The sequence below is a fragment of the Pantoea anthophila genome (assembly GCF_006494375.1).
In the GTDB taxonomy this organism is placed as follows: domain Bacteria; phylum Pseudomonadota; class Gammaproteobacteria; order Enterobacterales; family Enterobacteriaceae; genus Pantoea; species Pantoea anthophila.
Genome location: NZ_VHIZ01000056.1, coordinates 301,788 through 324,935, shown reverse-complemented (window position 1 = coordinate 324,935; position 23,148 = coordinate 301,788). Strand labels below are relative to the sequence as shown.

At 57.6% G+C, this 23,148-nt stretch carries 21 protein-coding genes and 1 pseudogene; 7 read left to right on the top strand and 15 right to left on the bottom strand.

Annotated features, from left to right (window positions below):
* Nucleotides 1–9: 9 nt before the first annotated feature.
* Complete coding sequence (locus FJW00_RS18820) at nucleotides 10–594, bottom strand: NUDIX domain-containing protein (protein ID WP_058958209.1); 585 nt, start codon at nucleotides 592–594, stop codon at nucleotides 10–12.
* A gap of 83 nt (nucleotides 595–677) precedes the next feature.
* Here FJW00_RS18820 and FJW00_RS18815 point away from each other — a divergent pair, with 83 nt between their 5' ends.
* A complete protein-coding gene (locus tag FJW00_RS18815; RefSeq protein ID WP_140925480.1) occupies nucleotides 678–1,427 on the top strand; it encodes a DeoR/GlpR family DNA-binding transcription regulator in 750 nt (249 codons plus the stop codon).
* Here FJW00_RS18815 and FJW00_RS18810 read toward each other — a convergent pair.
* Nucleotides 1,420–1,938 carry a glutamate racemase gene (locus FJW00_RS18810; protein WP_140925359.1) on the bottom strand — a complete coding sequence of 173 codons (519 nt, stop codon included), beginning with the start codon at nucleotides 1,936–1,938 and terminating at the stop codon, nucleotides 1,420–1,422. The two genes, FJW00_RS18815 and FJW00_RS18810, sit on opposite strands and share 8 nt — an antisense overlap.
* A gap of 126 nt (nucleotides 1,939–2,064) precedes the next feature.
* A pseudogene (locus tag FJW00_RS18805) lies at nucleotides 2,065–2,462 on the bottom strand (VOC family protein).
* 320 nt (nucleotides 2,463–2,782) lie between these two features.
* Here FJW00_RS18805 and curA point away from each other — a divergent pair.
* Complete coding sequence (gene curA / locus FJW00_RS18800; RefSeq protein ID WP_140925357.1) at nucleotides 2,783–3,814, top strand: NADPH-dependent curcumin/dihydrocurcumin reductase; 1,032 nt, start codon at nucleotides 2,783–2,785, stop codon at nucleotides 3,812–3,814.
* A 42-nt stretch (nucleotides 3,815–3,856) separates the two neighbouring features.
* Here curA and FJW00_RS18795 read toward each other — a convergent pair whose 3' ends face one another.
* The 7 genes from FJW00_RS18795 to FJW00_RS18765 form a co-directional block, all read right to left on the bottom strand.
* Nucleotides 3,857–4,717, bottom strand: a complete 861-nt coding sequence (locus FJW00_RS18795) for a PfkB family carbohydrate kinase (protein WP_009090220.1) — start codon at nucleotides 4,715–4,717, stop codon at nucleotides 3,857–3,859.
* A 2-nt stretch (nucleotides 4,718–4,719) separates the two neighbouring features.
* Nucleotides 4,720–5,577, bottom strand: coding sequence for a MurR/RpiR family transcriptional regulator (locus FJW00_RS18790; protein WP_009090221.1), 858 nt, complete (start codon nucleotides 5,575–5,577; stop codon nucleotides 4,720–4,722).
* The gene (locus tag FJW00_RS18785; RefSeq protein WP_058958213.1) at nucleotides 5,577–6,548 is read right to left on the bottom strand and encodes an ABC transporter permease; all 972 of its coding nucleotides are present in this window, start codon (nucleotides 6,546–6,548) and stop codon (nucleotides 5,577–5,579) included. Before FJW00_RS18785 ends, FJW00_RS18790 begins: the two co-directional genes overlap by 1 nt.
* A 32-nt stretch (nucleotides 6,549–6,580) precedes the next feature.
* Nucleotides 6,581–8,083 carry a sugar ABC transporter ATP-binding protein gene (locus FJW00_RS18780; protein WP_058958214.1) on the bottom strand — a complete coding sequence of 501 codons (1,503 nt, stop codon included), beginning with the start codon at nucleotides 8,081–8,083 and terminating at the stop codon, nucleotides 6,581–6,583.
* Between the two features lie 16 nt (nucleotides 8,084–8,099).
* Nucleotides 8,100–9,140 carry a sugar ABC transporter substrate-binding protein gene (locus tag FJW00_RS18775; protein ID WP_140925355.1) on the bottom strand — a complete coding sequence of 347 codons (1,041 nt, stop codon included), beginning with the start codon at nucleotides 9,138–9,140 and terminating at the stop codon, nucleotides 8,100–8,102.
* A 67-nt stretch (nucleotides 9,141–9,207) separates the two neighbouring features.
* Nucleotides 9,208–10,188, bottom strand: a complete 981-nt coding sequence (locus FJW00_RS18770; protein WP_058958215.1) for a TIM barrel protein — start codon at nucleotides 10,186–10,188, stop codon at nucleotides 9,208–9,210.
* A 295-nt stretch (nucleotides 10,189–10,483) separates the two neighbouring features.
* Nucleotides 10,484–12,841, bottom strand: coding sequence for a membrane-bound PQQ-dependent dehydrogenase, glucose/quinate/shikimate family (locus FJW00_RS18765; RefSeq protein WP_140925353.1), 2,358 nt, complete (start codon nucleotides 12,839–12,841; stop codon nucleotides 10,484–10,486).
* A 330-nt stretch (nucleotides 12,842–13,171) separates the two neighbouring features.
* Between FJW00_RS18765 and FJW00_RS18760 the strand changes: the two genes are divergently transcribed.
* The 3 genes from FJW00_RS18760 (at nucleotide 13,172) to FJW00_RS18750 (ending at nucleotide 16,020) form a co-directional block, all read left to right on the top strand.
* On the top strand, nucleotides 13,172–13,417 hold the full coding sequence (locus FJW00_RS18760) for a hypothetical protein (RefSeq protein WP_140925350.1): 246 nt from the start codon (nucleotides 13,172–13,174) through the stop codon (nucleotides 13,415–13,417).
* A 92-nt stretch (nucleotides 13,418–13,509) separates the two neighbouring features.
* Nucleotides 13,510–14,520, top strand: coding sequence for a GT-D fold domain-containing glycosyltransferase (locus tag FJW00_RS18755; RefSeq protein WP_140925348.1), 1,011 nt, complete (start codon nucleotides 13,510–13,512; stop codon nucleotides 14,518–14,520).
* Nucleotides 14,521–14,697: 177 nt separating this feature from the next.
* Nucleotides 14,698–16,020, top strand: a complete 1,323-nt coding sequence (locus FJW00_RS18750; RefSeq protein ID WP_009090229.1) for an MFS transporter — start codon at nucleotides 14,698–14,700, stop codon at nucleotides 16,018–16,020.
* Between the two features lie 74 nt (nucleotides 16,021–16,094).
* On the opposite strand, the gene FJW00_RS18745 is transcribed toward FJW00_RS18750, so the two are convergent.
* The 5 genes from FJW00_RS18745 to FJW00_RS18720 all read right to left on the bottom strand — a co-directional run bounded on the left by FJW00_RS18745 (nucleotide 16,095) and on the right by FJW00_RS18720 (nucleotide 21,999).
* Nucleotides 16,095–17,510, bottom strand: coding sequence for a purine-cytosine permease family protein (locus FJW00_RS18745; protein WP_140925346.1), 1,416 nt, complete (start codon nucleotides 17,508–17,510; stop codon nucleotides 16,095–16,097).
* A gap of 226 nt (nucleotides 17,511–17,736) precedes the next feature.
* Entirely contained in the window at nucleotides 17,737–18,369 is a 633-nt protein-coding gene (locus FJW00_RS18740; protein WP_140925344.1) for a DapH/DapD/GlmU-related protein, read from the bottom strand.
* Nucleotides 18,370–18,999: 630 nt separating this feature from the next.
* Complete coding sequence (locus FJW00_RS18730) at nucleotides 19,000–20,301, bottom strand: PQQ-dependent sugar dehydrogenase (protein ID WP_140925342.1); 1,302 nt, start codon at nucleotides 20,299–20,301, stop codon at nucleotides 19,000–19,002.
* 12 nt (nucleotides 20,302–20,313) lie between these two features.
* Nucleotides 20,314–20,721, bottom strand: coding sequence for a DUF2231 domain-containing protein (locus tag FJW00_RS18725; RefSeq protein ID WP_140925340.1), 408 nt, complete (start codon nucleotides 20,719–20,721; stop codon nucleotides 20,314–20,316).
* Between the two features lie 162 nt (nucleotides 20,722–20,883).
* Entirely contained in the window at nucleotides 20,884–21,999 is a 1,116-nt protein-coding gene (locus FJW00_RS18720) for an ABC transporter substrate-binding protein (RefSeq protein WP_140925338.1), read from the bottom strand.
* A 320-nt stretch (nucleotides 22,000–22,319) separates the two neighbouring features.
* Here FJW00_RS18720 and FJW00_RS18715 point away from each other — a divergent pair, with 320 nt between their 5' ends.
* Complete coding sequence (locus FJW00_RS18715) at nucleotides 22,320–22,559, top strand: hypothetical protein (RefSeq protein ID WP_140925336.1); 240 nt, start codon at nucleotides 22,320–22,322, stop codon at nucleotides 22,557–22,559.
* A gap of 273 nt (nucleotides 22,560–22,832) precedes the next feature.
* A complete protein-coding gene (locus FJW00_RS18710) occupies nucleotides 22,833–23,147 on the top strand; it encodes an antibiotic biosynthesis monooxygenase family protein (RefSeq protein ID WP_111208434.1) in 315 nt (104 codons plus the stop codon).
* Nucleotide 23,148 lies beyond the last annotated feature (1 nt).

Genomic DNA, 23,148 nt, shown 5'->3' with positions numbered 1-23,148 from the left:
GCCGTTAACTTATAAAATGCCCTTCAGCCGCAGATGCTGCAGCAGCATGATGGTCTTGGCATCCATGATTTCGCCCTGGTCAATCGCCCTGAGCGCCTGGTCGAAACCAAGCTCCAGCACCTCAATATCCTCGCCCTCCTCTTCGATGCCGCCGCCCTCACCGCTACGCGGCTGATCCCCATATTCGGCAATAAAGAAATAGAGCTTCTCGGTAACGGAGCCGGGACTCATAAAGGCTTCAAACACCTTCTCTACCCGGGTTACCCGATATCCGGTCTCCTCTTCGGCTTCTGCCACAATCCGGGCTTCCGGCGACGCGTTATCCAGCAAACCAGCCGCCGCCTCGATCAGGAAGCCATCGTGTCCATTTAGGAAGATGGGGAAACGGAACTGGCGGGTCAGCACCACGCTGCGTTTTTCACGGTTGTAGAGCAGGATCGCCGCGCCGTTACCACGGTCATAGGCTTCACGGCTCTGCTCCTGCCAGCGACCATCGCGGCGCAGCAGTGAGAACGTATATTTTTTCAGGGTATACCAGTTATCTGACAGCAACTGCTCATTGAGGATACGCACACGGGAAGAGGCTTGCGGCATGACAGGCTCCGGGAGTGATAGACAGCCTTCACGCTATCACGCACAATCGTGCACATTCAAGAAAAATCATGCAGAGGACAACGATGCTTTCCAGCCAGCGGAAACAGGCAATACTGGCGCTGCTCGCCCGTGAAAAACAGGTGCAGTCGCGCGATCTCAGCCAGCGGTTCGGCCTTTCTGAGGACTCTATCCGCCGTGACCTGCGTGAGCTGGCGGCGGAGGGATTGCTGCAGCGGGTGCATGGCGGTGCCCTGCCGATTTCTGCCGCGCTGGGCACCTTTGAAACACGCAAAAACGTGCAGACCGCGTCGAAGCAGGCGATCGCGCAAAAGGCGGTTTCGCTGATCCAGCCGGGGCAGATCGTACTCATTGATGGCGGCACCACCAGCGCGGAACTGGTGCGACGCTTACCGCCGACGCTGAGCTTTACCGCCGTGACGCACAGCCCGAGCGTGGCACTGGCGCTGGTCGATCATCCGCAGGTGGAGATTATCCTGATTGGCGGGCAGCTTTATAAACACTCTGTGGTGACGGTGGGCGCCGCGATGCTGGAGTCGATAAGTCGCATCAACGCCGATCTCTTCTTTATGGGTGTCACCGGTGTGCACCCGGCTGCCGGGCTGACCACCGGTAATTTCGAAGAGGCCACGGTGAAGCGGGCACTGGCCGGACGCGCAGCGGAAACCGTGGTGCTGGCGTCAGCAGAGAAGCTGAACGCCGCCTCTCCTTTTGCCATTGGCGAGTTGTCGCTTGCTTCAACCCTGGTCGTGGAAACGCCGCCGGATGAGCCGTTACAGCAGGCGCTGACCCGGCAGGGTGTCACGGTTATCTGAGATCGTAGCAGGCCTGCAGCGCCAGATCGGGGCCGGTGAGCGGACGCTGTGTGGCGGGAAACCGCTGCGCCACCGGCGTCATTGAGCTTTGCGCCAGAGCCACCGCCACCGCGCCCTGCTGATAGGCCCGCTCTGTCGCCGCCGCAATCAGGTCAAAATAGCGGGTCGTGTTACCCGCCTTAAAGGCATCCCATGCCCCCGCCACCAGCTCCGTGTTCACCTGCGTGCCGGGCTGACAGAACAGCGCCCGGGTGGCCGCCACGGTCGATTCTGCCGCGCAGAGCGTCACCGCAGGCCCCGCCTGGCGATGCAGCGCCTCCGCCAGCATTCTGTCGGTGCGCATGACCCTGTCCTGCACGGGGAAATCGTCGGCTACCGGGGCCAGCGTCGAACAGGTGATCAGAATGGCATCAAACTGCGGCAGCACGCCCTCGATCAGCCGGGCCATCCTGAGACGTAAGTCACTGTCCATCCCGCCGCGCTCTTCGGCCTCAGCCAGCAGTGCAGGCATGACCAGATGATTCAGCGGCGGGGTGTGACGCGCCAGCGAGGCGGCAGCAGCATCAAAAATCGCAATGTTACTGGCCGCGGTGTGGAAGCAAAGTATGTTCAGGGGACACTCCGTTTCATTAAAAGATCAGCTTTCGACATGCCAGGCTGCATGCTGAATCACCACACGATAACCATCATCGTCACTGAATGTCACGCCCTGCCGATCCCAGTAAGGATTAAAAAAGGCACCCGCCGGAATCCTGCCTCATCCATCGCGGCGCAACGGGCCAGCCAGTCAGGCCGATGCGGCAGGTAAAGCACCAGCAGATCCTCTTGCGACGGTGACGGCGTCAGGGGATGCGTAAGTGACTGCGTAAATTCCAGATGCCAGGCCAGACCCGGCGCGCCCAGCATCACGCCACTGAATCCCTCATGGTCGGTAAAGGCACCGATTTTCTGCAATCCTAACCCGTGACAATAGCGCTGAGACATTTCTGTCAGGCTGGTTACCGGCCGTGCGATTCGCATGTGCTGAATGTGCATGGTTCTCTCTCCTCTCTGTTTACTGAGTTCTATCACACTCATCCGCCCGTCCCGTGGCCCCGGATGCGCTGCACAATCGCGCGAAGCAGATTAATCAGGGCGCGATTTTGCAAGCGAATGTGAATATCACGCCATCCGGGCAAGGGACCGTCATCGCCTGACAGACGCTGTGTCACCCCGCCCGCAACGCAGCAATCGCTGATGAGGGGAACGGTCTGCCGCTCATCGTGCTAAAGGCATTCCCCTCTCCGTCATCTACACTTTTCCGGTATTCATACGGCGATGCCCTGTGCATTGCCAGGCCATAAAAGGATGACAATATGACTGAACACGCGCCTCAGAATCACGCCTGGTTACTGGCTTCACGCCCACACGGCGAGCCGACCAAAGAGAATTTCCGCCATGTGGCGCAGCCCGTGCCGGAACTGAAAGAGGGTGAAATTCTGCTGAAGACGATCTACCTGTCGCTCGATCCCTACATGCGTGGCCGGATGGATGAGGGGAAATCCTACGCCCCGCCAGCAGAGCTGGATCAGCCGATGGTGGGCGGCACCGTCTGTCAGGTGGCCGAATCAAAAAACAGCGAGTTTCAGAAAGGCGACTGGGTCCTGTCGCAGAATGGCTGGCAGGAGTATGCCGTTTCCGATGGCAAAGAGATCGCGAAGCTGGGCAATGACCTGCCCAACCCTTCCTGGGCGCTGGGCATTCTCGGTATGCCAGGCTTTACCGCCTATATGGGCCTGATGGATATCGGCCAGCCGAAAGCCGGTGAAACCCTGGTGGTCGCCGCCGCAACCGGTCCGGTCGGCGCGACGGTAGGCCAGCTGGGGAAACAGAAAGGCTGTCGCGTGGTCGGTGTGGCGGGCGGTGAAGAAAAATGCCGTTATGTCATCGAAACCCTGGGCTTTGATGCCTGCCTCGATCACCACAGTGCTGACTTTGAAGAGCAGCTGAAGAACGCCTGCCCGGATGGCATCGATATCTATTTCGAAAACGTGGGCGGTAAAGTCTTTGATGCCGTGTTCCCGCTGCTGAACACCGCCGCGCGTGTGCCGGTCTGTGGTCTGGTGTCGGCGTACAGCCAGCGCGAGCTGCCGGAAGGCCCGGACAGAACCTCCCTGATCATGGCGGGTATCCTGAAACGTCGTATCCGTATGCAGGGCTTTATCATCTTTCAGGATTACGGCGACCGCTACCCTGAGTTCCTGAAGGCGATGACGCCGCTGGTGGAGAGCAAAAAGATTCACTATCGCGAGCACATGATTGAGGGATTGGAGAACGCGCCACAGGCGTTTATCGATATGCTGAACGGCAAAAACTTCGGCAAGACCGTAGTGAAGGTCGGCGGCTGATGGAATTTGTGTGCCACGTCAGTGACGTGGCACACGTCTCGATCAGTGTGGCTGCCGGGAAACGTGTTCGGCAGCCGCTCGGTTAGCCTCTTCTGCCGCTTCTCTCAGCGTTGCCCCGATGCTCAGACGCTGACACAACACGCCGACAAAACAGTCCCCGGCACCATGGGTGCTGACCAGCGTCACCTTCTGCGCCACCAGCGTGTGCGTCTCTCCCGCTTCGCTGAAAGCGACGCCGTGTTCCCCTGCGGTCACGACCACCCTGGCAAAGCGTCCCGCCAGCGACTCCGCGGCCGCGCGGGCTGACGTCAGATCCTGTACGCTTATCCCGCACATATCGCGCGCTTCAATGGCATTGACCACCAGCAGGTCGATACACGCTTCAAACGCCGCCGACAGGGGGCGTGCGGGCGCGGCATTGACGCAGACCCTAATCCCTCGCTGTTGCGCCGCCCGGGCCGCACAGAGATTGACCGTTTCCGGCACCTCGTTTTGCAGCACAAGCAGAGAGACATCCTGCCAGAAGCCTGGCTGTTCGAAAGTCTCCAGCGGAATGTGCTGATTGGCATTGGACACCACGACGGCACCGTAATCCCCTTCGGCATCGGTAATCGCGACACTCATGCCGGAAGGTATCGCCTCGATCACACTCACCGCCGTGCAATCGACGCCAGCCTGCTGCAGAAAGTCCCGCAGAAACTGGCCCTGCTGATCGCGTCCCACCGAACCGGCGAACCGCACCGCAGCCCCCGCCCGGGCCGCCGCCACCGCCTGATTTCCGCCCTTGCCGCCAGACTTATAGTGACAGGCACTGCCCATCACCGTTTCGCCTTTCTCCGGACGATGAGGCGCGTCCAGCATAATGTCGTAATGAAGACTGCCGGTGACTGCAATTTTGCTCATAGCTAGAATTCCCGCAGATCCTGAACCGCATGCTGGGTTTTCATCAGGTTCTTCTCCGCCCGCTTCAGATCTTTCTTGGCGATAGCGACAAACAGCGCGTCCAGAATATTGAGCTGGGCGATGCGTGACGCGGCGTTTTCACCCAACAGATGCGATCCCTGAGAGGTTGAATTGAGGACCACATGCGCACTCTGCGCGATCGGCGATTCGGCGTAGTTGGTAATGGCGATCACTTTCGCACCATTTCTTCCCGCCAGTTTGACCGGATCGTTCACTGCGCGTGTTGCACCCGAGTGGCTGATGGCGATAACCACATCGTCATCAGATAACACGGCGGCTGACATCAGCATGATATGGGCGTCATCATAGGCGGTCGACTTGATGCCTATCTTCAGCATCTTGTGTGACAGATCCCGCGCGACGGCGGCAGAACCGCCGACGGCATAGAGATCGATATGACGCGCTTTAAAGATAATGTCCGCCGCCCGATTGAACTCAGAAACATCCAGAATTGATAAGGTCTCTTCAATCGCCTGGATTGAGGTTCTGAACACTTTGGCCAGCAACTGCTCCGACGAATCATCCGGCTCAATTTCCGCATGCAGCCCCGCTACTTCAGACTGGTTGTAATAGATCAGACCACTTCTGAAATGTCTGAAGCCGGTGAAGTTAAGCTTTTTGGTGATCTTAACGATCATCGCTTCAGAGACATTATTCTCCTGCGCAATCTCTTTTAAGGATGACTGCTCGGTAATGTCGGTTCGGGCAATGATGGCCTCAGCCACCCGACGTTCTAACGGCGTCAGCTGGGGCAAACGCATACGAATCTGAGCACCAATGGCTCGCGGATCTTGCTTCATTACCTGCCTCGGGTCGCCCGGTCAATCAACATCGCTATGATAATAATAAGGCCGGTAGCGAGCAATTGGTAAAAGGCCTGAATATTCAGCAAGGTCAAGCCATTACGCAGCACGCCGAGGATCACTACGCCAATCAGCGTCCCGAAAATGCTCCCTTTCCCCCCCATCAGTGAAGCCCCACCAATGGCCGCCGCCGCGATAGCGTCCAGCTCCCACAGGTTGCCGATGGTTGGCTCGGCAGCACCCAGGCGGCCAATCAGAATCAGCGCGGCCAGTGAGGCCAGCAGGCCGGAGAAGATGTAAACCGTCACCTTGGTGCGCTTCACGGGCACACCGGCGACTCGTGCCGCCTCTTCGTTGCCGCCAATCGCCAGAATATATTCCCCCAGCGGGGTTTTATTCATGACCGTCCACAGCAGCAGCGCGATGATCGCCACAATCACGATGGGGGTCGGGATACCTAAAATCGTGCTGTTGATCAGGCTGCGAAACGCCAGCGGAATACCGAATACCGGATTTCCGCCGGTCGAGATCAGCGCAATGGCCCGGAACAGCGACAGGCCACCCAGTGTCACAATAAACGGCTGCAGCCCGGCATAAGCGATGAGTGACCCGCTGAACAGACCACACATCGCGCCGACGCCCAGCGTGGCGAGGATCGCCAGCGGCACCGGTACACCTGACGCCATCAGGGTCGCCCCCAGCACCGCCGAGAGAGCCGCGGTGGGGCCGACCGAAAGGTCAATCCCGCCGGAGATGATCACCAGCGTCATGCCCAGTGCAATCAGGGCGTTGATCGAAGACTGCTGCAGAATATTCAGCAGATTTGGCAGTGTGAAAAACACCGGCGACAGAAACGAAAATGTCACCACGATAATCAGTAAGCCGATTAAGGTACCGGCATCCCTTACGTTAAATTTAAGCCGCAGCGCGGGACGGGTACCCGGCCCGGTAGAGGTCTGAGTGGTCATAGTTATCACCTTAGTGAATGTCAGGTAAGCGGTCAGGCAGGCTGGTCGCTCTCTTTAATGGCATAACGGGCAATGTTCTCTTCGGTGATGGCGCTGCCGGTAAGCTCTCGGGTGATCCGCCCTTCCCGCATCACCAGCACCCGGTCTGAGATGCGCATAATCTCGGTCATCTCTGATGAGACCACCACAATGGCTTTGCCCGACTGCGCCAGCTTTTCAATCAGATGATAGATCTCAGACTTGGCGCCAATGTCGATGCCACGCGTCGGCTCATCAAACAGAAACACATTGGCGTCCGCCGCCACCCAGCGACCGATGATCACTTTTTGCTGATTACCGCCGCTCAGCGTGCCGATGGTTTTTTCGATATCGAGCGGGCGCAGCTTCAGATCGCCCATTACGCGCAGCGCTTCCCGATCAAGCCGGGACTGATTCATCAGCCCCGCCGACGTGAAACGGTGCATCGACGGCAGCGCCATATTCATCTTCACGGCCCGCTCTTTGATGATGCCCTCTTTTTTGCGATCTTCCGGCACCAGACCAATGCCCGCCTTAATGGCGGCGCGCACGTTGTGGTTCTGCACCGGGTTGCCGTTGACGCTCACTGAGCCACGCGTACGCCGATCAATACCGGCAATCAGCTTCAGCAGTTCAGTGCGACCCGCGCCGACCAGCCCGGCGATCCCCAGCACCTCGCCAGCCCGCACGCTGAAGTTCGCCCCAACCACCTCCTTGCCGCGCGTCAGATCCTCGACCCGCAGCACTTCACGATCGCTGACAAACGTCTGATGATGGAGTTTGTCGATCTTCCGTCCGACCATCTTCGCGACGATGCTCTCTTCATTCTCCTCACGGATATTGACCACGCCCACCTGCTTACCGTCACGCATAATGGTCGCGCGGTCGCAGACCCGGAAAATCTCATTCATCTTGTGCGACACGTAGATCAGCGAAACGCCCGTCGACTTCAGATCGCCAATCAGCTCGGCCAGACGGTCAAACTCCCGTGGCGTCAGGCTGGAGGTTGGCTCATCCATCGCGATGATTTTTGCGTCGTCCAGCAGCGCACGGGCAATCTCAACAATCTGCTGCTGCGACACTTTGAGATTCCGTATCGGTGTATCGGGATCGATAGTGGGATCCAGCGTCTTCAGGATCAGCGCAGCCCGCGCCAGCTGCGCTTTTTTATTCACCCATAAGCCTCCGGCGCAGGTTATCGGGCGACCCAGAAACATGTTCTGCGCGACGGAGAGCTCCGGAACGTGCTGCAACTCCTGATGAATCATCGCAATCCCGGCCTGCCGGGCGCTGAGGGGGCTGCGGATCTGAACCCGGTTGCCGTTGACACTGATCTCTCCGCTGTCCGCACCGCGTACGCCGGAGAGGATGTTCAGCAGCGTCGACTTGCCCGCGCCATTTTCTCCGATCAGCGCATGCACCTCGCCGGGCCGCACCGTAAAATCGACATCCTGCAGCGCGGCGGCGTTACCGTAACTTTTACTGATGCCGCGCATCATTAAGCGAAACTGTTCCATACCCGCTCCCGCTGACTTATTGCTGAACCAGCAACTGACGCAACCGCGTGTTATCTTTGGTTGAGAACGCGTCGACATTCTCTTTGGTGATCAGCGCCTGAGGCGTTGAAACCACACGCGACAGCTTCTGACCGTTGATCAGACGGATCATGACGTCCATTGCCACTTCACCGGTAAGAACCGGAAAGCTGTCTACCGTGCCGGTCAGTTCACCGCGTTTAATTGAGGCGTAAGCATCAGAAATGCCGTCGGTGCCAAAAATCGCCACCTGTGACGCTTTGTTCTGCGCACGCACCGCTTCCACCACGCCCAGCGCCATCGTGTCGTTATTGGCGTAGATGCCGATCAGATCAGGGTGCTGCTGCAGAATGGTCGACGCGGCATTAAAGGCCTGCTCGCGACTCCAGTTCGCCGGCACGCTGGCGACAATGGTGAACTTCCCGGCGCTGTCCAGCGTCTCTTTGAATCCACGGGTTCGCTGACCGGCGGCATACACCCCCGGCTGCCCTTCAATGACCGCCACTTTGCCGCCCTGCGGATGGTGCTGAATAAACCATTTCGCCACCCGCACGCCGTTATCTTTCTGGACGTTGCCGACGTAGTAGCGCGCATCCGGCATCACAGCGTCATTGACGTTGACCACCGGAATATTTTTACTGCTGGCGCTCTCCAGCGCAGGCTGCAGGTTAATGTCGGTCTGCGGCGAGACCAGCAGGCCGTTGAAGCCCTGCGAGATCAGGGTTTCCGCAATCGACAGCTGACCAAGCTGATCGTCTTCATTAGCCGCCGCCTGATAAGCCACCGTGATGCCATATTTCTTTGCTGCGTTCTGGTAGCCCTGGCCGAGTGAGCGCCAGTACTCATTGGTCAGGGTTTTTGACACCCCGCCAATCTTCAGCGCCTTGTCGACTTTTGGCAGGGCACCATATTTGCTGTCGAGCTGCGTCCAGTCGGTACGATCCGGTTCCGTATCTGACTGCAACGGGGCCAGGTCTGCCGCATAGACGGTGCTGCAGAGCAGTGAGGAGGCGATAAGAGCAAGCAGGCGTTTTTTCATTTTTTTATTCTCAGGGTATGGGTAACGTTTTTTGTTCTACAGACTCAGGTTACGCAGAAGCGGGCCGTTATCGCGCCAGCATGATGTCATTGACGATCTGCTGGGAGGCAACGGCATCCTGACGCTCGATGGCCGCCAGTAATGCCGCGTTGCCATGCAGCTGGTCACACAACCTCAGCAAGCGGGTGACGGTCGCGATATTGCTTTCCGCTTCCCGAATCGGGTCAAGGCCGCTGGCATCCGGGAACGTATCGAAGTAGTAGGCACCGCGGTAGCCGTCGCGCTGCATCTGCCAGAGAAACTCCAGCGTGGCGCGTGGATTGACCGAGCCGACCATCAGCCCGTCGTCGCGTTTGCCCCAGCCATCATTCAGGTCCAGCCCCAGCAACCGCGAGCGGCGTGCCACCATCGCGGCGGCGAAGGCCGGGATCTCATTGGCAAACAGCACGTGAGCAAAATCCAGAGTGATCCCCAGATTGGCGCAGCCCGCCTCTTCCACCGCCAGCAGACAGGTGGTGGCGTTGGGAAAGATGCTGTAGGCGCGCGGCTCGTTGGGCTTATATTCAATGCTGACATCCACATCCGGGGCGTACTCCGCCACCTCACGCACCGCGCTGACGGCATCCTCCCAGATCTTCTTATAGTCCGCCTGAAAGCAGTAATCGAAACCGTCCTGCCCCATCCACAGCGTCATCAGCCGGGAACCAAACTCCCGACCGGCGTCGATACCGCGTTTGGTCAGCTCGATCGCTTCGCGACGCACTCTGGCGTCAGGATGAGTGAACGCGCCAATTTTGAACTGGGGCGCATCCCAGCGCATCTGCATCCCGTTGACCGCCAGACCCGCATCGCTGATCGCCTGGCGCAGCGTGGGAATGTCGCTGGTGAGATGCTGCGGATAGTTAAGGTCGAGATGCGTCAGACCTTTAACCTTACCTGCACGGGCCACCATCTGCAGTACCGAGGGCTTGCCCTGCTGGCCGGGCCAGTAGAGGTGCGCCCCCGAGGCGAAAGAGTTAAGACGGGTAGCAAATTTCAGTTCCGACATGAGCGTCAATCCTTCAGAGTGCGTATTGTGAAGTACTTTTCATATTCACGATTAGTTGTGAAGTTATGGTTTACTCTACGCTTCGCGGCTCAATGCGCAAGTCGGACAGGCCAGGCAAATCGCTAAACCGCGAGCGCTGTCACGAAATAGTTTCGATACGGTATCATCGGTCAGGCAGGTTTTGCTGGAAGAATAGAAAGGTAATACAACGGGTTGTGGTGCAGAGAGAGAGGAAGAATCGGGCGGACAGAAAAGTAAAAAAACTGAGCGCCCGTATGGCGCTCAGTCTCTGAGGTTACTTCAGGCGGAAAGCGACCACGCTGTCGCCCGCCGTGGTGCCGAGCGAGCCATGCCCCCCCGCCGCAATCACCACATACTGCCGGCCATCTTTACCCATAAAGGTCGATGGCGTGGCCTGCGCACCGGCACTCAGCTCCGTCTGCCACAGCAGTTCGCCGGTGGTGCTGTCGTAAGCGCGGAAGAAGTTATCCGCCGTCGCACCGTGGAACACCAGATCACCCGCCGTCAGCAGCGGCCCACCGTGTGCCACCATGCCCATCGGGAATCCCAGCGGGAAGCGGCCGGGCAGGAAACGGGTCTTCAGGTTTTTGGTGGTGCCGACGCGGCGCAGCCACGCGGATTTACCGGTAGTGAGATCCACCCCCACCATCCGCCCCCACGGCGGCGCAATGCAGGGAATGCCCAGTCCGGAAGCCATCTGCTGAATATGGATCGCGTAGTCACCGTGGAAGTTCTCATTCCAGTATGGCGTGCCATCTTTGGTGAAGGTCCGCTGCGTTTCCGTTTCCGGCGTGCGTTTAATCAGGTTGTATTTGTAGGCCAGACGCACCGGGGCCGCTATCAGCATCTGACGCTGCGGATCGACAGCGACAGAGCCCCAGTTAAAGACACCAATGTTGCCGGGGAAGATCAGCGATCCTTTCTCCGTTGGCGGCGTCCACGGATTGCCATCGTAGCGCAGCTCGCGGAACGTGATGCGGCAGGCCATCTGGTCAAACGGCGTAATGCCCCACATGGCACTCTCCGTCAGCGGCTGCGGAATGAAGTTCAGGCTGGAAACCGGCTGGGTTGCCGCATACTGCTCGCCCGGGATACCGTCCGTGGAGACCTTCACCTGCTCAACCGGATAAACCGGCTCGCCGGTCAGACGGTTCAGCACAAACAGGTTGCCGGTTTTGGTCGGCAGGATCACCGCCGGTTGTGGCTTGCCCTGATAGCTGATGTCCACCAGCGAGGGCTGCGACGGATTATCGCGGTCCCAGAGGTCGTGATTTGAGCTCTGATAACGCCATCTGAAAGCACCGGTTTTCAGATCCAGCGCCACCAGCGCATCACGGAATTTCTCGGTATTGCTGGCCGGATCGCGAGCCGTGCCGACTTCATCCGGTGAAGCATTACCAAAGGGTACGTAGACCAGGCCGTTCTTCAGGTCGGCGCTCAGGGTTGCCCAGGCGACAGGGGTATCCTGCGGATAGATGACCGCGTCAGCAACAGGCGCGCTCTTTTCCGGGTTAGCCGGATCGAAGTTCCACACCAGACGCCCGGTGACCGCATCATAGGCACGGATGACACCTGACGGATTGCCAGTGTTAAACCCGTTATCCATGACCGAACCGCCCACGATCACCAGATTACCGGCCACCAGCGGTGCGGCCGTCTGCATCAGTGCGTGCGGGCGCAGCTCGCCCATATTAGCGCGCAGATCCACCTCACCATTGTTGCCGAAGTCAGCGCAGGGTTTGCCGGTGTCGGCATCCAGCGCCCGCAGGCGGGCATCGGTGGTGGCGTTAAAAATTCGCTTGCGGCAGAGGGCCGGTGCCCTCTCCGTCGCCTGCTGCGCCAGCTGACCGGCATCGAAGTAGCTCACACCGCGACAGGTCTGATGCTGCTGCAGCCAGGAGCGGTTTTTATCCGGGACGGCTTTCCATTTCACCGACCCGGTTTCCGGGTCAAGCGCATGCACTTCGTTGTGCGGCGTACAGAAGTAGAGCATGCCATTAGCTTTCAGCGGCGTCGCTTCAAAGGTGTACTCGGTGGCATCGCCCTCCTGACGCAGATCGCCGGTGTGATAGGTCCACGCCACTTCCAGATTTTTCACGTTATCTTTGGTGATCTGTTTCAGCGCCGAAAAACGCTGACCCTCCGCTGTCCCGCCATAGGCGCGCCACTCCTCATCCGCGCCGCCGGTGACGGAACTGTTACGGGCTGTCGTGATGGTCCCCTGCTGCGGCAGCGGATCGTAGAAGCAGAGGCCGGCGACCAGCAGCAGCATCACAATAACCGAGCCGCCCAGGAAAGGATGAAAGCGGCGCTGTCCCTGAAACAGAGGACGTACCACCCAGGGCAGCGCCAGCCAGACGCCGAGCATCCCGAACAGATCCCCGCGCGGGATCCACTGCCACTTATCGAAGCCCACTTCCCGGATCATCCAGAACAGTGTGATCCACATCAGCAGCGCATAGAGTGTCAGCGCGCTGCGTTTTTTCATCCACAGCAGAACTGCGCTAAGCAGCACGCCCACACCCATCAGCGCATAAAATGCGCTGCCTCCTGCCAGCAGGAGTTGTCCTCCCATGTAAATCAGGGCAATAGCAAATATCACCATGATTATACTGGTTATTTTATTGATCATGATCCTTCCTCGGGTCATTAGCGGCGTCAGAAACGTTAAACGTGAAACATAATTTCAACGAGATTTTAACTTACACATGAAATATGTAAAAACGTGTACAGACGTAAATCATTAATGAATTTTATTTAACCGCACCCGATCCAGACCGGTATTGCCGCTTTTTCTGCTTCCGGAAGGGACAATAACGCGATATTCATCACAATAAATTAAGCTCAGGCCGCAGGTTATCGCACCTTTTGTTCAAAAGTGGAGAAATATCAGACAAGCCGGGCTTCAGTAACGTTCACTTATGCGTCATCGCTGAATTAAAAGGAGTGTCAAATAATCATAATGCTTTTTAATCCCTGTTCAGGGTTTAATCTTATTGCTGAAACTGGCAACGCGACTGTTCCGCATCTTTTATTTTCCAGCGAGCCCCGACTGGCGCAGCGCGAAATTATTTTTCGCCCGTTTATTCGGGACAGACATTTATCACCGCCCTGTTTAACCGGCCGAAAAGCAATAATTAATACATTAATGCAGGAAGGCATTCCGGCGCTGAAAACGATTTCAGAGTTTCCGCAGCCTGCCGCTTAATTTATCTGTGATATATATCAGCATTATCTTTCCAGTTTATCCGGCCAGCAGGCAGGATTTTTTTCATGCAGCAATAACTCAGGCAGGTAATTATGTCCGCATTGAATGCGATTTATCGCAAGCTTCGTTTTCCGTTTAAATTTATACACGCCGCGATTCGTTACCCTGCCGCCCAGGCGCGGGTAAAACGTTATTCTGTTATGTCGATAGAAGAGACGATTGACCTGTTATTGCGTAATCCTCAATTATCGCTGGCCCGTTATGGTGACGGTGAACTGGAGATGACCTGGTATAAAAACATCGGCTTTCAGCCCTTTGATCCGAACCTCTCTGCACGGCTCAAGGCCCTGCTGCAGCAGGATCCGCAGGCCAACCCGAACTGTCTGATCTGTCTGCCCGATGCCTTTCGCACCACCCGTAATATGCGCAGTGGATCGGCCCTGTTCTGGTTCTTCCATAAATCCTTTTATTTCAGGCATTATGACGCGCTGCTGAATAGGCAGTACCGCTATGGAAATACTTCCGTGACCCGCCCTTATCATGACTATAAAGGCAAACAGTTATCCCGGACGATATTTGATAAATTTAAACAGCTCTATAAGGGCCGCCGGGTATTAATTGTCGAAGGCAGCGGAACGCGTCTGGGATTAGGCAACGATTTACTGGATGGTGCCCTGGAGGTGAAACGTATTACCACGCTGAACCGTAATGCCTTTTCTGTTTACGATCGTCTTTTTGACACGGTATTAGCGCAGGCGGTCAGCTTTGATCTGGTCTTAATTTCATTAGGCCCGACCGCTACCGTGCTGGCCTATGATTTAAGTCAGCACGGCATTCGCTGTATTGATAGCGGACACGTTGATATTGAATATGAGTGGATGCTGGCCAGCGCCACACATAAAATGAAAGTCGAAGGCAAAAACGTGAATGAGGCGGGCGTACTGCTGGGTGAACAGACCACGGTGGAAGATGCAACCTATCAGCAGCAGATCCTGCAGCACGTTGGCGAAATGCCACCGGCAAAGCCGGGTTCTGATGCCGCGGTGGTCGCGGTCGTGGTTCCCCTGCCGCACGTCAGCACGACTCACCATAACGCGGCCTGAGGCTCCCCATCGGCAGGCAGTGGCTGCACTGCATTGATGCGCAGGCGAATAATTAGCGCGATCACTGCCTGATGTGGCGGGCGGGCTCCCCGGCCCGCCGGGCTTTGCCGGACGATGCGCTTTTCCGGCATCAATTTTGCTTCAGCTCTCCTGAAACTATCAATCAGGAGAAGTGAGATGACACCCAGCCGTTACCGTTACACCATATTTTCACTGCTGTTCCTGATCGCGCTGATTAACTATATCGATCGAGGCGCCCTCTCATTTGCAGCCAACGCCATTGCGGCAGAATACCATTTCAGTAAGGTGCAGCTCGGCGCCGTGCTGGGCTACTTTGGCTTTGGCTATCTGTTTGGTTCGCTGTGCGGCGGGTTTCTGGCTGACCGCATCGGCACTAAAAAAGTCTGGCTGCTGGCGGGCGTACTCTGGTCGTTACTGGAGATCGCCACCGCCTGGGCGGGTGAGCTGGGTATGGCACTGTTTGGCGGCTCAGCCATTATGGGCTTTGCCGCCCTGCGCATTCTGTTCGGCTTTTCCGAAGGCCCGGCCTACGCGCTGATGAACAAGGCGATTGCCCACTGGGCACCCGACAACGAGCGTGGCTTTGCGCTGGGCATCGGCCTGCTCTCGACCCAGGTCGGCGCGCTGCTGACCGCCCCAATCGCCGTGGGCCTGCTGCTGCTGACCCATGACTGGCGCATGATGTTTATTCTGCTGGGGGTCTTTTCCCTGCTGGCGATGGCGCTGTTTGCCCGGACCTTCAGCGACAGCCCGGAAAAGAGCGCCGCCACCAATCCTGCCGAGCGCGCGCTGATCCACGCCGGGCAGCGCCGCAGCGCGGCCGACAGTGTGCCTCTGCCCTGGTGGCGCTTTTTCACCAGCCGGACGCTGGTCTGCAACGCGCTGGGCTATTTCTCCTTCCTCTACATCACCTTCACGCTGGTGACCTGGATGCCGAAATATCTGCAGGATAATTTCCACTACGATCTGCACTCGCTGTGGTACGTGGCGATGATCCCATGGAGCGGTGCCTGCCTGACGGTCCTGCTGGGCGGCCGCATCGCCGACGCGCTGCTGGCGCGCTTCCATAACCTGCGGCTGGCGCGCAACCTGTTCGCCGCCGTGACGCTCTGCGGCACCGCCTGCTGCTTTATGGCGATCCCCTATATGCAGTCGGCCGCAGGCATTATTGCGCTGATGACTCTGGGCAACGCACTCAATGCGCTGGTGAATAATGTCTACTGGTCGGTGGTGATCGATGTCAGCCCGAAAGCCTCGGTAGGCACCTTCAGCGGCATGACGCTGGCGATTGCCAATCTGGCGGCGATTATCTCACCGATGCTGTGCGGCTGGCTGGCGGAGTATTACGGCTATAACGCGATGTTCACCGTGACGGCGCTTATCGCCTTTGGCAGCATGCTGGCCATGACGCTGCTGCAGCCGGAAAAACCGCTGGTGGCTGACGCCGGGAGCGGCACCGCCGACGTTTCTGCTGCCTGACAGGTCAGCCGCTGGGGCGCACCCGCACCATCTCAGCATGACAGTCAAAAAAGCCGCCCCTCAGGGCGGCTTTTTTATCCCGCAGAGGGCGTGCCGCGGCGATCCCAGCGGCTGGCGACGAGCCATAGCAGTGCAGTGACACACCAGCCGATGATCCAGGAGACATCATTGCCGGCAAAAATCCAGGTCAGTGAGCCATGATGCAAAGGGTTGTCAATAAACGGCAGCTGCACCGCCACGCCCAGAAAGTAGACCACGATGCCGGTGAGGTTCCAGCGACCATAGCGTCCCTCGGGCCGGGAAAGTGCCGGGATATCGACGCGGCCTTTGGTAACGAGGTAGAAATCCGTCAGGCTGATGGCGCTCCAGGGCACAAAGAACGCCAGCAGAAAGAGCAGGAAGTGGGTAAAGGATTTCAGGAAGGCCGGTTCACTGAGCAGAGCGATGACGCAGGCCAGCGTGACCATCAGCACCACAAACAGGAAGCGCCCGCCCTGGCTCAGCGTCGTTTGCTGCCGAAAGCCAGAGACAATGGTGGTCAGGGACATGAAACTGCCGTAGGCATTCAGCGTGGTAAAGGTAATCTTGCCAAAGCAGATCGCGAAATAGATCACCATCGCCATCGTGGCCGTGCTGCCCAGACTCACAATGTAGCCGACCTCATTGCCTGAAAACGCGCTGCCGGCAATCGCCGCCACGATCACGCCCAGCGTCATCGACGCCTGGGTGCCCAGCACGGTGCCAAAAAAGACGGCACTGAAGAGTCTCTTCGCGGAAACCTGCGCGGGCAGATAGCGGGAATAATCGGAGACGTAGGGACAGAACGCGATTTGCCAGGAGGAAGAGAGCGAAACCGCCAGCAGAAAATTTGCCGGGGTAAAGTGCCGGTTCTGCCACACCGCCGATAAATCATGGGTTGTGAACAGGGTAATGAAGAGATAGGCAAAGGCTGCCACGCCAATCACGCTCGCCAGTTTTCCCAGCTGATGGATGACGCGATAACCCAGTACCGCAATGACCACAATCAGGACGCTGAACACCACCATGCCGGTGGCGTTGCTGACGTGAATCAGTCTGGCCAGCGCCTGTCCCGCTAATACCGTCCCGCTGGCTGAAAAGCCCACATACATAATACAGACCAGCACCAGCGGGATCACGGCACCAAAGACGCCAAACTGCATACGGCTCGTAATCATCTGCGGTAAGCCCAGGCGCGGTCCCTGAATCGCATGCAGGGCCATGATCCCCGCCCCTAAGATCTGACCCACCAGTAAACCGGCCAGCGACCACACCACATCGCCACCCAGTACGACAGCCAGCGCACCCGTCACGATCGCCGTAATCTGCAGATTGCCGCCAAACCAGAGTGTGAACTGACTGAAGGGATGACCGTGACGCTCCTGCAAGGGAATGTAATCAATCGAGCGGGTTTCCGACAGGCGCGGTTTCTCTGCGCCTGGATAGTCTGATACAGAGGGTTTGACCGACATAGAGTCCTCGCTGGAACAGTGAGAGATGCGTTGAGTAAAAAGGGATCAGTCAGTAAGACGGTTGAAGATACATGTCTATACATGTATTGATGGTGTCATGTGCACCGGAAAGTTACAAGGCAACCTGTCATTCGAAAATGTGATGATAACGACAGGTCCGCCAGGTCGATTATCCTTCCGCGATGACCCGCTGACGATGGCGGAACAATTCAGCGCATTCTGCTCACTACTCTCCGTGCCGCTGGCAGAACGCGTCGATATCGCCGTGCTGAAAGTCAGGCAGGTTCGCCAGCAGTTTCTCCAGCGGCCAGTTCCACCAGGCTATGCGCTGCAGGCGGGCGGCAATCGCAGGGGTAAAGCGCATCCGCAGCGGACGCGCCGGCACGCCCCCCACCACGCTGTAGGGGGCGACATCTCTGGTCACCACCGCGCCCGCCGCCAGCACCGCACCGTCACCGACGGTCACGCCGGGCAGCACAATCACCCCATGCCCGATCCAGACATCATTGCCTATCACCACCCGGTCGGCCCGGCGGGCGGCAAAGAAGCCCTGATCGCGGCGGGCGCTGGCGTGATAATACTCCGGGCAGTAGGTAAAGCGGTGCTGTGAGGCGCGATCCATCGGATGATTCGGCGCGCCGATGCGCACCTGATTCGCGATGGCGCAGAAGCGGCCCACGCGGGTATCCGCCAGGCAGCAGTGTTCGCCAACATAGGAGAAGTCACCCAGCTCACTGTATTCCAGCAGGCTGTGCGCCAGAATTTCACACTGCTGTCCCACGGTGGTTTCCCGCATCCGCACACTGTCGTCGATGCAGGTGTGCGCAAGCCGGGCAGGCATAACGGCGGCAAGAGACATAATCGTTCCGGTCAGGTAAGCCACGCCCCGCTGGCGTGCTTTTGTCGCCCCACCTTACCCGCTGCGCATGACAGAGAATTGACAAAGAAAAAAGGCGGAGTGGTTAGCTCCGCCTTGTTTCAAGTTCCGGTTAACCTGCGTGACCGGTCAGTTGCATAAGGGCAACGATGATCTGCAAGATGACCCGGATAAGATCCAGAATCAGCTTAGTCAGTTCCATCACTTTCCTTCTCCTTTTACAGGAGCGCGCTGTTCGGCAACCAGGGCTTTGACTCTACCCGCCGGGCGCCTAAGCACATCTTTGTGGAGAGGGCTGAGCGGCACTCAAGGTTAAAGCCACAGGCCAGCACCACCTGATACCTGCCGGGATTTTAAAACCGTGCCCCTGGGAGCGGCCAGTCGACAATGAGGCGAGGCTCAACACTCAACACATGTATAAACATACAGTATTTTGGCGAAACTTGAAATCCTTAGCCGCACATTTTACAATCTGTTCTGTGGAGAGTGCTGAGCACCCCGTTCGCAGCGCGGTTACCAGCCGGGTAGCGAACAAAAAAATAAAGGATTTGGCGCGATGCCAAATCCTTTTTTTATGCCTGCTTTCCGGCAGGGAAAACGGACCCGTCCGGCTTATCGGGCGGCGCTGACCCGCCAGATGGTGTTCCCTGCGTCATCCGCGATCAGCACACCCCCCTCTCTGTCGCTGGCGAGACCCACCGGCAATCCCCGCACCTGCTTTTGATCATCCGTCAGGAAGCCCGAGACCACCGTCTGCGGCTGCCCCACCGGTTTGCCGTTCTCAAATTTCACCCACACCACTTTGTAGCCATTCAGCGGAGTCCGGTTCCAGCTGCCGTGTTCACTGATAAAGGCACCGCCACGATACTGCGGCATGTTCTCTGCGCCATAGAAGAGCAGACCCAGCGGGGCGACATGTGAGCTCAGGGCGTAATCGGGTTTGATCGCCTTCGCCACCAGATCGGGACGCTGCGGTTCGGCGCGGGTATCAACATGCTGACCAAAGTAGCTGTAGGGCCAGCCGTAGAACCCTTTATCCTGCACCGAGGTCATGTAGTCGGGCACCAGGTCCGAGCCGATTTCATCACGCTCATTGACGATAGCCCAGAGTTTGCCGCTCTGAGGTTCCCACTGTAAGCCGGTTGGATTGCGCAGCCCGCTGGCAAAGATGCGGCTGGCGCCGGTGGCGGCGTCCACTTCCAGCACCGCGGCACGGCGATACTCTGCGCCAATGCCGTTCTCGGTGACGTTACTGTTGGAACCGACCCCGACATAGAGCTTGCTGCCATCGGGGCTGGCCAGCAGCGCCTTGGTCCAGTGGTGGTTAATCGGGCCGCCCGGCAGTTCGGTCACCTCTTCCGGCGCGGTGCGAATCTCGGTTTCCCCTTCGCGATACGGGAACTTCACCAGGCTGTCCGCATTGGCGACATAGAGCGTGTTGCCAATCAGCTGCATGCCAAACGGGGAATGCAGATTCTCAATAAAGCGGTGCTGCTCCCATTTGCCGTTCACCTTGCGCAGCAGCGTAATCCGGTTGCCGCCTGCACCGCCCTTACCTGAGGCTTTCTGTACAATGCCCATGATGAGCTGCTTCGGCCGGGTCGTCGGTTTAGCCGGGCCGTTTGATTCCGCCACCAGCACGTCGTCGTTTGGCAGGACATAGACCTGGCGCGGATGCTGCAGATTGTCAGCGATCTTTTCAATCTTCAGCCCGTCAGCCACTTTGGGCATCTCACCCGCCTTCCAGGGCGTGCCTTCCGGCACCTGCATCGGCGGCATAAAGAAACTCTTCGCCTTTGGCAGTTCAGGATTCGGACCGGTCTGCTTCTGGGGGTCGATTTGTGCACCATCATCACAGCCTGCCAGCAGGGCTGCCAGGGTCAGCGCGAGCAGCGTTTTATGCGGTATCTTCATGGTGGCTCCTCCTTAAGCGCTACGCTGACGTAACGCAAGTTGCACATTCGCCAGCAGCAGCAGCGCCACCACCAGCGTCGAAAGCGTCACGCCCAGCGGGATCACCGCGGCGGCATCACGGCTGTGAATAAACGCATTGATGACAGCGATCACAACCGCCACCAGCCAGAGCCAGAAATGGCTCTTCTCCGCACTGTCACTGCCGCGAAACAGATAAACCAGCGCGATGAGTCGCGGCACAATGGCCAGAATCAGTCCCAGCGCAATCAGCCAGCCTGCGGCGTCAGTCCAGAACTGCACAAAGGTCTGACTGTAGAAAATGTCGAACAGCCAGGCCGCAACAAAAAAGCCCAGCGGCACCGGCTCCAGCAGAGCGTACAGCGTCACGGCAAAGGCCGATCTTCCCGAGATATTGCGCATGTTTCTCTCCATTTTTAGCGTGAATGCGGACGACGACACGTCATGCTGCTCAGAGCAAACGAGGCCGCGCCTGTAAAAGATTAGTAAATCTGAAGGGAAAGAGCGGGTTTATTCGGCGGGAAGTGTAATGCTGGCGATGACATCCCTGTCATCGCCGGTCAGTCAGGGTTTATCTGCGGGCAGCGTCACCCAGTAGCCTGGCTGGTAAGGCAGCGGCAGGAACTTCTGATGAAATTCGCGGAACGTTGCGTCGGGATCGAGATCGGAAAAGAGATCGGGATGCAGCCACTTCGCCAGCGCCTGGATAGCCACAAACTGATAAGGACTGTCGTAGAACTGATGCCAGATCGCGTGGACGTTGCCATTGTGGGCGACCGGCAGGGTTTTAAACGCATCGCGCATCATCAGCGCCTTCAGACGCGCCGTCGCCTCGGTCACATTGGCGCCCGGCCCGACGCCGACCCATTTGCCTACGGTATTGTAGTTCTTCCAGTTGGCCCCGGTGACCACCACCACATCGGGCTGACTGGCGATGATCTGCTCCGGGTTCACGGTGCCGAAGGTGCCGGGGATAAGATCTCTGGCAATATTACGTCCGCCCGCGATCTCCACCATCTGACCGAAGTTCTCATTACCAAACGACATGCAGCACTCATCGCTGTAGCCACCGGCGCGGTCGATCATCACTTTCGGGCGATAGCCGGTAAAATTCTTCAGCCGCGAGGTCACCCGCTCAATCTGCTGCTGACGGAACTGTATGATCTCCTGCGCCCGCGCCGGTTTGTTCACCAGTTCGCCCATGATGCGGATACTTTTCTCCGCGTTCACCATCGGCGCTTCACGGAAATCGATAAACACCACCGGCACACCGACCGCCTGCAGTTTTTCTGTCAGCTTGCCTTCATCCGTGGCCGCTTTCGATTCCAGATTCATCAGCACCAGATCGGGCTTCAGGGTTAACGCCTGCTCAATGTTAAAGGTGCCATCTTTCGCCCCGCCAAAAGTCGGCAGTTTACTGATTTGCGGATAGCGTTTCTCATAAGCCTGATAGCCATCCCAGTCGGCCTTGTGGAGATCGTCCCGCCAGCCGATGACCCGCTTAAAGGGCGCGTCGGTGTCAAAGGCTGCCAGCAGATAGATCTGACGCCCCTCACCCAGAATGATGCGCTTCGCCTCCTGCGGCACCTCAACCTGACGGCCTGCGACATCAGTAATCATTTTGGCCGACGCCATTCCTGACAGCGTGAGCATCCCCAGCGCGAAAAACCATTTTTTCATTGTAAAAACCCACACAGATGATAATGAGAATTATTAATGTAAAGCGGCGTTACTATCACTTAAATCAGCGATCAGGGGAAGAGCGTGAATGAAAAGTTTTTTGCCGTCGTGTGGAGTGGATTTACGTCTGAACAGAGAAAAAAATTTCTGAAAAGGGTTGTCGGATAACTGAATGATTAGCCGGGATTTCCTCTGCATCCCGCGCTGCGCTTAGGCCCGGGTTAAAAATCATTCCATCCCATTCCTGTACAAAATAAGGATCGCTGTATAAGTTTAATAGCAACACCAGTGCATTTTTTAACCCGAAACAGGACAATAATATGCCGATGCAAAACACCCTGACCCTGCCGGTCAATCCCACTCTCCCGGCCAAAACCGGGTTCAGCTCCTCTTTTGCCGCCTCTGAACAGGACAAACTTAATTTCCTGATCGAAGAGTTACTGGAAGCGGGCAAGGAGAAAAGCTGCATGGAGCTGCTGCGCTATCTGGCCTCCGCAGACAGTGCCGAAGAAGAAGCGTGCTGCCGCGAACTGCTGACGATGCTGATGGCCCGGAAATGATGTCTGCTACGCTGTATTCCCGTTCCGCATTCTTCTCTCTGCTTATCGCCTGAGTCCCCTCCGGGTTCAGGCGCAGTTCGCTCTGCCTACTCCCCGCCCGTAAACCTCGATCTCATTCAGCCAGACCCTTGTCTGCATTATCCGGATATGCCGGATGCGTGGGTTTGTCACATCTGTCCGCAACCAGAGCAGCCGCGCTTATTTCGTTTCCGGCCGAAGCATTAACATCTCCCGCCCGCTATTTTCCGGCTATCAACCCCAAGGAGAAGCGCAATGATTGCCGTATTATTTGAAGCTGAAGCCCTGCCGGAACACCAGATGCGTTACAGGCAGCTGGCGGCGGACCTCAAACCGCTGCTGATGGAAAACGAGGGATTTATCTCTCTGGAGCGTTTTCAGAGCCTGACCGATGAGAAAAAAATCCTTTCACTCTCCTGGTGGCGCGATGAAGAGTCGATCAGGGCCTGGAAGCGCAATCTGTGCCATCAGGCTGCCCAGCGCGAAGGCCGTGAGACGCTTTTTGCCGCTTATCATCTGCGCATCGTCACCCTCGTCAGAGAATATGCGTTTAACCCGGGAGAAATGTAAT

What these genes read in the sequence shown, in the direction of transcription:
- FJW00_RS18750 (WP_009090229.1), top strand. Translation starts at nt 14,698, where the DNA reads ATGACACCCAGCCGTTACCGTTACACCATATTTTCACTGCTGTTCCTG.
- FJW00_RS18720 (WP_140925338.1), bottom strand. Translation starts at nt 21,999, where the DNA reads ATGAAAAAATGGTTTTTCGCGCTGGGGATGCTCACGCTGTCAGGAATG.
- FJW00_RS18795 (WP_009090220.1), bottom strand. Translation starts at nt 4,717, where the DNA reads ATGAGCAAAATTGCAGTCACCGGCAGTCTTCATTACGACATTATGCTG.
- FJW00_RS18775 (WP_140925355.1), bottom strand. Translation starts at nt 9,140, where the DNA reads ATGAAAAAACGCCTGCTTGCTCTTATCGCCTCCTCACTGCTCTGCAGC.
- FJW00_RS18785 (WP_058958213.1), bottom strand. Translation starts at nt 6,548, where the DNA reads ATGACCACTCAGACCTCTACCGGGCCGGGTACCCGTCCCGCGCTGCGG.
- FJW00_RS18780 (WP_058958214.1), bottom strand. Translation starts at nt 8,083, where the DNA reads ATGGAACAGTTTCGCTTAATGATGCGCGGCATCAGTAAAAGTTACGGT.
- FJW00_RS18760 (WP_140925350.1), top strand. Translation starts at nt 13,172, where the DNA reads ATGCTTTTTAATCCCTGTTCAGGGTTTAATCTTATTGCTGAAACTGGC.
- FJW00_RS18745 (WP_140925346.1), bottom strand. Translation starts at nt 17,510, where the DNA reads ATGTCGGTCAAACCCTCTGTATCAGACTATCCAGGCGCAGAGAAACCG.
- FJW00_RS18730 (WP_140925342.1), bottom strand. Translation starts at nt 20,301, where the DNA reads ATGAAGATACCGCATAAAACGCTGCTCGCGCTGACCCTGGCAGCCCTG.
- FJW00_RS18820 (WP_058958209.1), bottom strand. Translation starts at nt 594, where the DNA reads ATGCCGCAAGCCTCTTCCCGTGTGCGTATCCTCAATGAGCAGTTGCTG.
- FJW00_RS18765 (WP_140925353.1), bottom strand. Translation starts at nt 12,841, where the DNA reads ATGATCAATAAAATAACCAGTATAATCATGGTGATATTTGCTATTGCC.
- FJW00_RS18740 (WP_140925344.1), bottom strand. Translation starts at nt 18,369, where the DNA reads ATGTCTCTTGCCGCCGTTATGCCTGCCCGGCTTGCGCACACCTGCATC.
- FJW00_RS18710 (WP_111208434.1), top strand. Translation starts at nt 22,833, where the DNA reads ATGATTGCCGTATTATTTGAAGCTGAAGCCCTGCCGGAACACCAGATG.
- FJW00_RS18770 (WP_058958215.1), bottom strand. Translation starts at nt 10,188, where the DNA reads ATGTCGGAACTGAAATTTGCTACCCGTCTTAACTCTTTCGCCTCGGGG.
- FJW00_RS18790 (WP_009090221.1), bottom strand. Translation starts at nt 5,577, where the DNA reads ATGAAGCAAGATCCGCGAGCCATTGGTGCTCAGATTCGTATGCGTTTG.
- FJW00_RS18815 (WP_140925480.1), top strand. Translation starts at nt 678, where the DNA reads ATGCTTTCCAGCCAGCGGAAACAGGCAATACTGGCGCTGCTCGCCCGT.
- FJW00_RS18725 (WP_140925340.1), bottom strand. Translation starts at nt 20,721, where the DNA reads ATGCGCAATATCTCGGGAAGATCGGCCTTTGCCGTGACGCTGTACGCT.
- curA (WP_140925357.1), top strand. Translation starts at nt 2,783, where the DNA reads ATGACTGAACACGCGCCTCAGAATCACGCCTGGTTACTGGCTTCACGC.
- FJW00_RS18755 (WP_140925348.1), top strand. Translation starts at nt 13,510, where the DNA reads ATGTCCGCATTGAATGCGATTTATCGCAAGCTTCGTTTTCCGTTTAAA.
- FJW00_RS18715 (WP_140925336.1), top strand. Translation starts at nt 22,320, where the DNA reads ATGCCGATGCAAAACACCCTGACCCTGCCGGTCAATCCCACTCTCCCG.
- FJW00_RS18810 (WP_140925359.1), bottom strand. Translation starts at nt 1,938, where the DNA reads ATGCCTGCACTGCTGGCTGAGGCCGAAGAGCGCGGCGGGATGGACAGT.